At 67.6% G+C, this 11,541-nt stretch carries 10 protein-coding genes; all 10 read right to left on the bottom strand.

What is annotated here, in order from left to right:
- Nucleotides 1-66 precede the first annotated feature (66 nt).
- The 10 genes from AC6CID_RS17675 to AC6CID_RS17630 all read right to left on the bottom strand — a co-directional run bounded on the left by AC6CID_RS17675 (nucleotide 67) and on the right by AC6CID_RS17630 (nucleotide 11,484).
- A complete protein-coding gene (locus AC6CID_RS17675; protein ID WP_230792513.1) occupies nucleotides 67-900 on the bottom strand; it encodes a metal-dependent hydrolase in 834 nt (277 codons plus the stop codon).
- A gap of 331 nt (nucleotides 901-1,231) precedes the next feature.
- The gene (locus tag AC6CID_RS17670) at nucleotides 1,232-2,692 is read right to left on the bottom strand and encodes a catalase (protein WP_498354257.1); all 1,461 of its coding nucleotides are present in this window, start codon (nucleotides 2,690-2,692) and stop codon (nucleotides 1,232-1,234) included.
- Nucleotides 2,693-2,786: 94 nt separating this feature from the next.
- Complete coding sequence (locus tag AC6CID_RS17665) at nucleotides 2,787-3,221, bottom strand: Fur family transcriptional regulator (RefSeq protein WP_024102806.1); 435 nt, start codon at nucleotides 3,219-3,221, stop codon at nucleotides 2,787-2,789.
- Nucleotides 3,222-3,280: 59 nt separating this feature from the next.
- Nucleotides 3,281-3,913 carry a hypothetical protein gene (locus AC6CID_RS17660; RefSeq protein ID WP_455409454.1) on the bottom strand — a complete coding sequence of 211 codons (633 nt, stop codon included), beginning with the start codon at nucleotides 3,911-3,913 and terminating at the stop codon, nucleotides 3,281-3,283.
- Complete coding sequence (locus AC6CID_RS17655; protein WP_192378616.1) at nucleotides 3,906-5,618, bottom strand: FAD-dependent oxidoreductase; 1,713 nt, start codon at nucleotides 5,616-5,618, stop codon at nucleotides 3,906-3,908. The genes AC6CID_RS17660 and AC6CID_RS17655 overlap by 8 nt, the downstream gene beginning before the upstream one ends.
- Nucleotides 5,615-7,120 (bottom strand): flavin-containing monooxygenase, encoded by a 1,506-nt coding sequence (locus tag AC6CID_RS17650; RefSeq protein WP_498354256.1) that lies wholly within the window; start codon nucleotides 7,118-7,120, stop codon nucleotides 5,615-5,617. Before AC6CID_RS17650 ends, AC6CID_RS17655 begins: the two co-directional genes overlap by 4 nt.
- Nucleotides 7,117-7,695, bottom strand: coding sequence for a TetR/AcrR family transcriptional regulator (locus AC6CID_RS17645; protein WP_159416888.1), 579 nt, complete (start codon nucleotides 7,693-7,695; stop codon nucleotides 7,117-7,119). Before AC6CID_RS17645 ends, AC6CID_RS17650 begins: the two co-directional genes overlap by 4 nt.
- Nucleotides 7,696-7,837: 142 nt before the next feature.
- Nucleotides 7,838-8,869, bottom strand: coding sequence for an aspartate-semialdehyde dehydrogenase (locus AC6CID_RS17640; protein WP_159416889.1), 1,032 nt, complete (start codon nucleotides 8,867-8,869; stop codon nucleotides 7,838-7,840).
- A 2-nt stretch (nucleotides 8,870-8,871) separates the two neighbouring features.
- Complete coding sequence (locus tag AC6CID_RS17635) at nucleotides 8,872-10,137, bottom strand: aspartate kinase (protein WP_120281204.1); 1,266 nt, start codon at nucleotides 10,135-10,137, stop codon at nucleotides 8,872-8,874.
- A gap of 78 nt (nucleotides 10,138-10,215) precedes the next feature.
- Nucleotides 10,216-11,484, bottom strand: a complete 1,269-nt coding sequence (locus AC6CID_RS17630) for a glycoside hydrolase family 183 protein (RefSeq protein ID WP_159416890.1) — start codon at nucleotides 11,482-11,484, stop codon at nucleotides 10,216-10,218.
- Nucleotides 11,485-11,541: the final 57 nt, after the last annotated feature.

The following is an 11,541-nucleotide window of genomic DNA, read 5'->3' as shown; positions in this document are numbered from 1 at the left end:
TCCGTTCTGTTCTGCGGGCACGGACTCCGCAAAAATAGAACAAGTTCCCTTTATTCTCCAGCACCGCTACCGGTGTGCGGCACCTTCGCTCCAGAACGACAGGCCCGACGCCTCCAACGTGCCGAGGATGTGTTCGGGCGCGCCGTCGACCGACCAGACCGCCATCGCGACCGCCGCCACGGTGAGGGCCGGACCGAGGATGCCGAGTTCGAACGGGCCACCCGCACGGATGGACAACGCCGACGGCAGCTTGATCTCCCACCAGCGCGACCCGCGCCAGGGCACGAACGGCGCGAGGAAGGGGATGCCCTCCTTGGTGATGGCGTCGCCGAGACAGTGCGTCGCGCATCCGAGGGCCACCGCGACCCCCAGGCCAGTGGACGCGACCTCCTGCGGGAACCACGTCCACGACAGGATCGACAGTGCCGCCGCGCTCAGGGTGACGACCACCCATCCGCGCTTCTTCGCCCACGACCCGAACAGCCCGCGCAGCGCGAGACCGAGAGTGACGAACAGGACCCCGATGATCGCTTCCCTGCCGAAGCTCGCGACGAGCGCCGAGACTCCGGCGCCGAGCAGCGCCGCGAACAGCGCGGTGTGCGTCATGGTGCGGTGCCCGCCGCGCCGCTTCCGGTCGCGGCTGCCCTTGGTGAGCGAGTAGTAGCCGAGCGAGACCGCGTCGATGCCCTTGGCGAAGGTCTGGCTCACGGGTCCGAACGACCTCGCGACCGTCGACTGCGCCGTGTCGAGATCCGGAAGCAGGGCCGCCCCCGAACACACCGCCGCGAAGGCGAAGGTCTCCGCGGTGGATGCGGGTGCACCCCAGTCGGGAGGAAGCAGATCGGCGACGACGAGCCCCACCAGCGCCCCGGATACTGCATGGGTAGGACCCATCACCATGTCGGACAACACCTTTCGACGAACTAGCGCGAACACGGCCCCGCGTGACGACGCCGGCCCGGATCTCCAACCTAACAACCACAGCCGACACAGCTGTCACACGCGTGTTCGAACAGCCGATATGTTCGGCAGGCGCCGGCAGGGCCGCCCACCGTAAGAGGTGGACGGCCCTGCCGTCTGTGCCGAATTCCTCGTTTGCGAGGAAGATGGAGTTGTTGCCGTCGGATGGAGGGAGAGCGACATGGACACCACGCTGATCGTGCTGGCGCTGGCAGCCCTGATCTACTGGTGGGGACTGCTCTGATCCCGCCCCATCTCCCCCGGTGACGGGTCAGGCTCCGGCGCGCACGCCCGCCTCGACCCGCTTGCCGAGCTCCTCGTCGACATTGCGCCAGTACTCGAAGATCCGCTCGTAGAGCGCCTCCGAGGTACCGCCGAGGACGTGTCCGACGATGTTGTTCACGAGGCGTTCGCGTGCCGCGTCGTCCATCACGTCGCGGACGAGGGTGCCCGCCTGACCGAAGTCGTCGTCCTCGGGATGCTGCACGTATCCCGCACGCACGGCCTCGGTTCCGAAGTTCCACAGACCTTCGTCACCGGCCCGCTCGGGATCGGCGTGCGGACCGCCGAAGCTGTTCGGTGCGTAGACCGGAGTCTGCGGATCGTTGAAGGTGTAGGCCATGTTGCCCTCCTTGCTGTAGGAGTCGACACGGGCGGCCTTCGCGGAGTTCACCGGCAGCTGTGCGTGGTTGACGCCGATGCGGTAGCGATGGGCGTCGGCGTAGGAGAACACGCGGCCGAGCAGCATCTTGTCGGGCGAGAAACCGATGCCCGGCACGACGTTCGACGGGGCGAACGCGGCCTGCTCGATCTCCGCGAAGAAGTTGCGCGGGTTGCGGTTCAGGGTCATCGTGCCGACCTTGATCAGCGGGTAGTCCTTCTGCGACCACACCTTGGTCAGATCGAACGGGTTGAACCGGTAGTTCTCCGCCTCCGCGACCGGCATGATCTGCACGTGGAGCGTCCAGCTCGGGAACTCGCCGCGCTCGATCGACTTGTAGAGGTCGGCGCGGTGGTAGTCGGGATCCGAGCCGGCGAGGCGGTCGGCCTCGTCCTGGGTGAGGAACTCGATGCCCTGGTCGGTCTTGAAGTGGTACTTCACCCAGAAGCGCTCACCGTCGGCGTTGATCCACTGGTAGGTGTGCGAACCGAAGCCGTCCATGTGGCGCCACGTGCGCGGCAGGCCACGGTCGCCCATCAGCCAGGTGACCTGGTGTGCCGTCTCGGGACGCAGGGTCCAGAAGTCCCACTGCATCGTGTGGTCGCGCAGGCCGGAGCCGGGCAGACGCTTCTGCGAGTGGATGAAGTCGGGGAACTTGATCGGGTCCTTGATGAAGAAGATCGGCGTGTTGTTGCCGACGAGGTCGTAGTTCCCGTCCTCGGTGTAGAACTTCAGGGCGAAACCGCGCGGGTCGCGCCAGGTGTCGGGGCTGCCCTGCTCACCGGCGACCGTCGAGAAGCGTGCCAGCATCTCGGTTTTCGCGCCCGGCTGGAACAGCTTCGCCTTCGTGTAGGCGGAGACGTCCTCGGTGACGACGAGCTCACCGAACGCGCCGGCGCCCTTGGCGTGCACGACACGCTCGGGCACCCGCTCGCGGTTGAAGTGTGCGAGCTTCTCGACCAGGTAGTGGTCGTGGAGCAGGATCGGTCCCTGGGTACCCGCGGTCAGCGACTCGTTGTCGCTGGCGACGGGGATACCGACGTTGTTCGTGGTGTAACGGGCATTCGTCATGATGACCTCCGAATACGTGTGTTCCGGGTCTCGGGACACGAAGCCGGTGGTTCGGCCCGCGGAGGGACCGGACCACCGGTGAAGCGAGTGGGCGCTAGTCGGCGCGACAGTCGGGGCACAGGCCCCAGAAGGTGACCTCTGCTTCGTCGATGACGAAGCCGTGGTCGTCGGACGGCGTCAGGCAGGGTGCGGCCCCGACGACGCAGTCGATGTCGACGACCGTGCCGCAGGCGCGGCACACGAGGTGGTGGTGGTTGTCGCCGATGCGGGTTTCGTACCGCGCGGGTGATCCGGCCGGTTCGATCCGGCGGAGCAACCCGTTCCCCACGCATGCCTTGAGTACGTCGTACACGGCCTGCGTCGACACCGAGCCGAGTTCGTCGCGCACGTGGGCGGCGATTCCATCCGCATCGGAATGCGGATGCTCGGCAACGGTTCTCAGTACGGCAACGCGGGGAGCGGTCACCCGCAGACCCACGGAGCGCAGTTGCTCCTTGGGGTCGAAGTGATGCTCGTGTCCTTGTTGCATGACACCAAGTATGCCCCTTTTCTGGAATAAGTCAAGAAAAGGATCGGTGCGGCGCTGACCTACATGCGCGACACGACTCGCGACGCGCCCGTGGACATCCGCCCGGAGGTGATGACGATGCCGTGGTGGGTGCCCGGGCGCAGCCAGTGGCTCAGCGTCGGTCCCTCCGCCGCGACGGTCACCCGCGCGTAGCGGAACTTCCCCCGCAACCGGGCGGTGGCACGTTCGACGGCGCCACCGGGGATCGGCTGGGCGAAGGTCAGCCCACCCGCGATCGGCAGTTCCGGACCCTTCGGCGCGGCCGAGGTGGCCACGCTCCATCGGGCGCCGGTCGCGGAGAAGTCGCCGAGGACGTCGCCGTCGAACTTCGCGAGCACCTTCGGCAGCTTCCAGTGCTCGCGACCACCGTGCACCGACGGCTCGGAGTCGACGGCGATGAACGGCACCGCCATCGCCGGGATCAGGCCGCGACGCAGCACCGGGCTGGCCAGCACCTCGCGGTACGGCCCGACCGGCGAGTCGAGATAGTCGACCATCATCGCGAGCGTGATGGGCAGGATCGCGCCGGTCGGCCCGTACTGGGCGGCATCCGGGGTGCTGCGATGCCACCACAGGGTGGCCCGCACGGCGGCCGGCCAGGGTGGTGGCGGCGAGACCGGATAGTCGGTGCGTTCGTCCTCGCTCTCAGGCACTGTCCAGAGCACGGGCGCTCTCCTTCCGAACGGGGGTGATGGGCAGTCGCAGCGCCGCCGGAGCCTCGACGGGCACGGCCGGTCGCACGGGCGGCACGGGCTGCACGGGTTCGTAGGCCGACCCCAGCGGGGGGCGGTTGTCCTTCTCCCCCTTGTTCGGCCACAGCGCCAGCGCACGTTCGGCCTGCGCGGTGATCGTGAGGGACGGGTTCACGCCGAGGTTGGCGCTCACCGCGGAGCCGTCGACGACGTGCAGACCCTCGTGTCCGTAGACCCGCAGGTACGGGTCGACGGTGCCGGTACGCGGCGAATCGCCGATCGCGCACCCGCCGAGGAAGTGCGCGGTCATCGGGATGTTGAACAGATCGGCGATCGAACCGCCGGCGTCACCGTCGATCTTGTCGGCGACGCGGCGAACCGCCTCGTGGCCCACCGGGATCCATTCGGGCGGCGGGGTGCCCGGTCCCTGCTTGCTGGTCAGGCCGCGGCCGATCGGCGTGCGCCGGGTCGCGAGCTCGAGCGAATTGTCGTCGGTCTGCATCACGAGAGCGATGACCGTGCGCTCCGACCAGTTCCGCACCGACAGCGAGCGGAGGAAGGCAGCGGGATTCTTCGCGGCGACACCGAAGAACTTCAGCAGTCGCGGCATCCGCGTGCCACCGTCGACGAGCAGCGCCTGCAGCAGGCCGATCAGGTTGCTGCCCTTGCCGTACCGCACCGGTTCGATGTGGGTGTGGTCGTCGGGGTGGAAGGACGACGTGATGGCCACACCCTGCGTGTAGTCGACGACGCGGTCCTGCGCGGTCGCGGCGAGCACCGCCTCGGAGTTGGTGCGCACCACGGTGCCGAGAGCCGGCGACAGGTTCGGCAGGTCGCCGGTTTCGCGGCTCGCGAGCAGCAGGCGCGCCGTGCCGTAGGTACCGGCCGCGATCACCACCTGGTCGGCCGTGAAGATCTTGCGGCGCTTCCTGATGCCGTCGGTGCTGCGGGTGTGGACCTCGTACCCGCCGCCGGCACGGGGCACCACACGGGTCACCGTCGTGAGGGCGTGGATGTGCGCGCCGGCCTTCTCCGCGAGGTAGAGGTAGTTCTTGACGAGCGTGTTCTTCGCTCCCACACGGCAACCCGTCATGCAGCTGCCGCACTCGGTGCAGCCGGTGCGGTCGGGGCCGGCTCCGCCGAAGAACGGGTCGGGCACCGTCTTACCGGGTTCGTCGAAGAACACACCGACCGGGGTGGTCGTGTAGGTGTGGCCGACACCCATCTCGTCGGCGACCTGACGCATCACCTCGTCCGCGGGCGTGGTGCTGGGATTGGGACGGACGCCGAGCATCCGTGCCGCCTGGTCGTAGTACGGGGTCAGTTCCGCTTCCCAGTCGGTGATGTGACCCCACTGCGGGTCGCGGAAGAAGGGCGTCGGCGGCTTGTACAGGGTGTTGGCGTAGTTCAGCGACCCGCCACCCACACCCGCTCCGGCCATGACGAGCACGTTGGGCAGCAGGTGCATGCGCTGCACCCCGTAGCACCCCAGCTGCGGAGCCCACAGGTACTTGCGCAGCCGCCAGCTCGTCTCGGGCAGCTCGTCGTCCTCGAAGCGCCGCCCGGCCTCGAGAACTCCTACCTTGTATCCCTTCTCCGTGGCGCGCAGTGCTGCCACGCTGCCGCCGAATCCGGATCCGATGACGAGGACGTCGTAATGGGTCATGCGCTCGCTCCTGCCGTCGCGCGGTACTCGGTGTAGCTCTCCGGGTCGAACTGCTTGGTCCTCGCCCGGTACTGCCACGTGAAGGTCGGCCACATCACGGAGTTGCGGCCCTTCTCGTCGATGTACCAGCTGCTGCAGCCACCCTGGTTCCAGACCGTGTTGTTCAACGCCGGGTCGAGTTCCGCGGTGTAGCGGCGCACCGCGTCGTCGCGCACCTCCACGGCCGAGATTCCGCGACGCTCCATCGTGCGCAGCGCGTCGGAGATGTAGTTGGCCTGGGATTCGAGCATGTACACGATCGAGCTGTGGCCGAGATTGGTGTTGGGGCCGTACATGAGGAACAGGTTGGGGAAGCCGGGCACGGTGATACCGAGATAGGCCGAGGGGCTGCCGTCCCACGTCTCGGCGAGGGTGCGGCCGTCGCCACCGCGGATATGATGTGCGACCGGCGGTTCCGTCGGCGTGAAACCGGTACCGAAGATGATGGTGTCGACCGGATACTCGGTGCCCTTGTCGTCGACGACACCGTTCTCGGTGACCGCCGTCAGACCGGAGGACACCACGTCCACCTTCGGGCGGGTGATGGCAGGGAACCAGTCGTTGGACAACAGGATCCGCTTGCAGGTGATCGCGAAATCGGGGGTCAGGCGCTTGCGCAGTTCGGGATCGCGCACGCTCTTGCGCAGCACCCGGCGAGCCCGGACCTCGAACAGCGGGAGGAAGTACTTGCGGGCGAAGGACTTCGTCATGCCGACGACGTAGATCTCCTTCTGTCCGTACACGAATCCGCGCATGAGCTTCTGGGCCACGGGGAGGCGCCGGTAGAGCGTGCGGACCGACCGCGCGATGACGTGGTCGTGCTTGGGCATCACCCAGGAGGCGGTGCGCTGGAACAGCGTGAGATGTTCGACGCGGTCGACGATCGCCGGCACGAACTGGATGGCAGACGCTCCGGTACCGATGACGGCGACACGCTCACCCGTGAGGTCATGGTCGTGATCCCACTCGGCCGAGTGGAACTTCTTGCCGCGGAACAACTCCAGGCCGGGAACCTTCGGGTATGTGGGTGTGGAGAGGGCGCCGGTCGCGGCGACGAGCACGTCGGCGGTCAGGTCGCCGCGGGAGGTGGAGATCCGCCACACGGCACGCTCGGCGTCCCACTGGGCCTCGCGCAGTTCGCATCCGAACATCGTCCGGTCGGTCACGCCCTGCTCACGTGCAACACGGCGAAGGTACGCGTAGATCTCCTCCTGGGTGCCGTGCGCTCGCGACCAATCGGGTTCGGGCGCGAAGGAGAACGAGTACAGCGCGCTCGGAACATCGCATGCGGCACCGGGATAGGTGTTCACGCGCCAGGTTCCGCCGACGTCGTCACCGCGCTCGAGGACGAGGACGTCGGCGTCGGGGTTCTCGCGCAACAGTGTTGCAGTCATACCGATGCCGCCGAAGCCCGCGCCGACGACGAGCGTGTGCACGTGATCGGGACGCAGTGCGAGACTCATTTCATCACCAGCGCCTTCCAGACCGGGAGCAGGCGCTCCCGGAATTCTCGATCGGATTCGGGGGTACGCATGAGGGCCGAGACGGCGAAGCCCCGGGCGATTTCGATGCTGAGGTCGATGTGCTCGGGCGAGACCCTGTCGCCCATGATCTCCAGGCAACCCGTGCGGAGCGCGTCCGACACCTTGCGTTCGAGCGGGATCATCGCCTCGTGCAGGGACGAATCGGTCCGCGCCGCGACCCACAGTTCGAGCGCTGCGGCGAAGAGCGGGCCGGAGAAGGCGTCCATGAGCGCTTCGAAGCCGTGCTCCGGGTCGGGTCGTGTCTCGAGGATCTCCTGCAGCCGCTTGTCGACGAGGTGCTCGACCGCCGCGACGACGAGGCTCTCCTTCGTCGGGAAGTGGTGGAGTTGGGCGCCTCGCGAGACTCCGGCACGTTTGGCGATGCCCTGCGTGCTGGTTCCCGAATAGCCGTGCTCGACGAGCGAGTCGACCGCGGCGTCGAGCAGCTTGGCTCGCGTCGCGGCTGTGCGTTGCGCCTGGGTGCGACCACCGTTCGGCGCAGTGTCCTGGATCACGCTTCGCAGCGTAACGGGAAAACAACAAACAGTCCAGACTGCTTGTAAATATTTCTCGGGCCTACCGGATCAGGCCCGAAACGCGACGGAGCGGGTGGACCCGAAGAGGTCCACCCGCTCCGTCGAGCAGGTCCGAAGAGCCTTAGACGAGCAGCTCCGCGATCTGGATGGTGTTGAGAGCAGCGCCCTTGCGCAGGTTGTCGCCCGAGACGAAGAGCGCGAGACCGCGGCCCTCCGGAGCACCCGGATCCTGGCGGATGCGGCCCACGAGCGAGACGTCGTCGCCTGCTGCGGCGAGCGGGGTCGGCACGTCGACGAGGCGGACGCCCGGAGCGTTCGCGAGCAGCTCCTGTGCACGCTCGACCGACAGCGGCCGCTCGAACTCGGCGTTGATCGACAGCGAGTGGCCGGTCACGACGGGAACGCGCACGCACGTGCCCGACACGAGCAGGTCCGGCAGGCCGAGGATCTTGCGCGACTCGTTGCGCAGCTTCTGGTCCTCGTCGGTCTCACCCGTTCCGTCGTCGACGATCGAGCCGGCGAGCGGCACGACGTTGAACGCGATGGGCGCGACGTACTTGTTCGGGGCCGGGAAGTCGACGGCGTCGCCCGCGTGGACGAGCTTGTCGGCCTCGTCGGCGACGGCACGCACCTGGCCGACGAGTTCCTCGACGCCCGCCAGGCCGCTACCGGAGACCGCCTGGTAGCTCGACACGATCAGGCGCTGGAGCCCTGCCTCGTCGTGCAGCGCCTTGAGCACCGGCATCGCGGCCATCGTGGTGCAGTTCGGGTTGGCGATGATGCCCTTCGGCGGGTTCTTCACCTGCTCCGGATTGACCTCGCTCACGACGAGCGGGACCTCGGGATCCTTGCGCCACGCCGACGAGTTGTCGACGACGATCGCCCCGGCGGCCGCGAAGCGCGGAGCCTGCTCCTTGGAGAGAGTGCCACCGGCCGAGAACAGCGCGATGTCGATGCCCTTCAGATCCTCGTCGGAGGTCGCCGCGACGTCCTCGACCACGATCTCCTCACCGCGGAACGGCAGCTTCTTACCGGCCGAGCGGGCCGACGCGAAGAACCGAACCGTGTCGGCCGGGAAGTTGCGTTCCTCGAGGAGGGTGCGCATGACGATGCCGACCTGCCCCGTGGCGCCTACGACTGCAATGGTGGTCACGATTACCGCCCCGTTCCTGCGTGCACGACGGCCTCTTCGTCGCCGCCGAGCTCGAATGCCGCGTGCAGAGCGCGCACGGCGTCGTCGAGTTCGTTGTCATCCACGAGCACGGAGATGCGGATCTCCGACGTCGAGATCAGGTCGATGTTGATGCCGGCGTCGGCGAGGGCCTCGCAGAACTTGGCCGTGACGCCGGGGTGGCTCTTCATGCCGGCACCGACGAGGGAGACCTTGCCGATGTGGTCGTCGAAGAGGACCTGAGTGAAGCCGATGTCGCCCTGCTGCTTGGTGAGGAGTTCGACCGCGCGCGGGCCGTCGCTCTTCGGGCAGGTGAAGGTGATGTCGGTCTTGCCGGTCTCGACCTTCGAGATGTTCTGCAGCACCATGTCGATGTTGATCTCGGCGTCGGCGACGGCGCGGAACACCTTGGCGGCGTAACCGGGGGTGTCGGGGATACCGACGACGGTGATCTTCGCTTCGCTGCGATCGTGCGCAACGCCGGTGATCAGGGCCTCTTCCACAGGGATGTCCTCCATCGATCCGGACACGATGGTGCCGGGCTTGGTGGTGTACGACGAACGAACGTGCACGGGCACGTTGTAGCGGCGGGCGTACTCCACGCACCGCAGCATGAGAACCTTCGCGCCGCACGCGGCGAGCTCGAGCATCTCCTCGAAGGAGACCTTCTCGAGGCGCTGCGCGTCCTTGACGATGCGCGGGTCCGCGGAGAACACGCCGTCGACGTCGGTGTAGATCTCGCAGACGTCCGCGTTCAGCGCGGCGGCGAGTGCGACGGCGGTCGTGTCCGAACCGCCACGACCGAGAGTCGTGATGTCCTTGCTGTCCTGGCTCACACCCTGGAAGCCGGCGACCAGCACGATGCTGCCCTCGTCGAGGGCGGTGCGCACGCGGCCGGGGGTGACGTCGATGATCTTCGCCTTGCCGTGGCTGCCCGTGGTGATCACGCCGGCCTGGGAACCGGTGAACGACCGGGCCTCGGCGCCGAGCGAGTGGATCGCCATCGCGACGAGGGAGTTGGAGATGCGCTCACCGGAGGTGAGGAGCATGTCCATCTCGCGGGCCGGCGGGGCCGGACACACCTGCTGTGCGAGATCGAGGAGTTCGTCGGTCGTGTCTCCCATGGCCGAGACGACGACCACGACGTCGTTGCCCGCCTTCTTGGTCTCGACGATCCTTTCAGCGACGCGCCGGATCCGCTCGGCCGTCGAGACCGAGGATCCTCCGTACTTCTGGACGACGAGTGCCACGCTGGCCAACCTCCGGGTTTCGGGAACAAGTCCAGTGGCCCAGCTTACCGACCGCGGCTTCCATCGACCCGGGGCGTCTCAGGAAAGTGTCGTGCGCAACAGCATGACGTTGTAGTCGCCCCACCGTGAGGCGGTGAAGTAGAGGTCCGTATCCGTGGACCACGGGTGGATGAACGGAGCGTAGAGACCACCGATCTGACGGTGGGTGACCAGCACGCGGGCCTCGCTCCACGGCCCCTCGGGTCTCACGGACGTCCTCATCTCGATCGTGCCGTTCGCCTCGTTGCCGTAGAGCATGACGAACTCGCCGCCCAGGAACTGCACCGACATCTCCCCGACGGCGGGTGGCACGACCGGGGTGGCCGCGGCGGCGTCGCCGGGCACCCAGCCGTCGCCGCTCCAGTACTCGTAGGCGGCCAGATCCAGCAGAGCGGTCTCGGGAACGCGCGAGACGAAGGCCGCGCCGAACCGGCCCTGCGGTGTGCCGAAGTCGTAGACGTATCCCTCGTGGCGGATGTAGGCGTGCTGCTGGAAGTTCTCGTTCCCGGTGGACAACTGCTGCACCGTGGGCACGTCGAGCGGCAGGTTGATCCGCGCCGTCGCCGGGTCGAGCTGCCAGGTCTCCCCGTTGTCGGTCGAGGTCGCGATCATCGACGCGTTGGTCCACCACTCGCCGTGGTCGCCCCACGACCGCACCGACATGAAGTTGACGTATTGAACGCCGTCGACGGCGATGCCGGCCGTGGGGATCACGGTGATCTCGACGCCGTCGAGTGCGAGGCTGCCCACGAGTTCGCGGGAGATGTCGGGCGCGGAGGGCAGGACGGGGGAACCCGCACGTGGGTCGCCGGGCACCGGATCGGGCACGTCGATGCCGTCGGAGAGATCGGCGTCGGTGGTGCGCATGAGGACGTTGTGGCGCCACTGCTGGTCGGGCAGCGAGCAGTCGCCGAAGGTGTCGCCGAAGGCCATGAGGACCTGACGGTCCTCGCCCTGCGCACCGTTGTCCCACATGATGCCGAGGTCGGTTCCCGAGATGGAGAACCTGTCGTAGGTCCTGTTGGGGCTGCGCGGGCCGGTCACCCAGGCGACGGTGCTGGTGGGGCCCGGGCCGAGTGCCGGTAGCGGTCCCTGCGGGCCTTCGGGTGCGAGTCCTCCACTCCCCGATCCGCTGCTTCCGAGCCGCGGTCCTGATGATCCCGTGCCGAAGGATCCGGAGCCCGAACCCGAGCCGGGGAGTCCCGAGTCGCAGGGTTCGCCGTGCGCGGCGGGGGCGGAGACCGCCATGAGTCCGAGTGCGAGCAGTGCACTGCACGATCCGGCAATCGCCGTGCGCAACGATCCCATCGATACGCCCTTCACCCATCGTGTTACCGGAGATACCGGTGTTACTGATGTTGCGGG

The sequence above is a fragment of the Rhodococcus sp. GQ147 genome (assembly GCF_059759155.1).
This window is presented reverse-complemented; position numbering and strand designations above follow the sequence as displayed.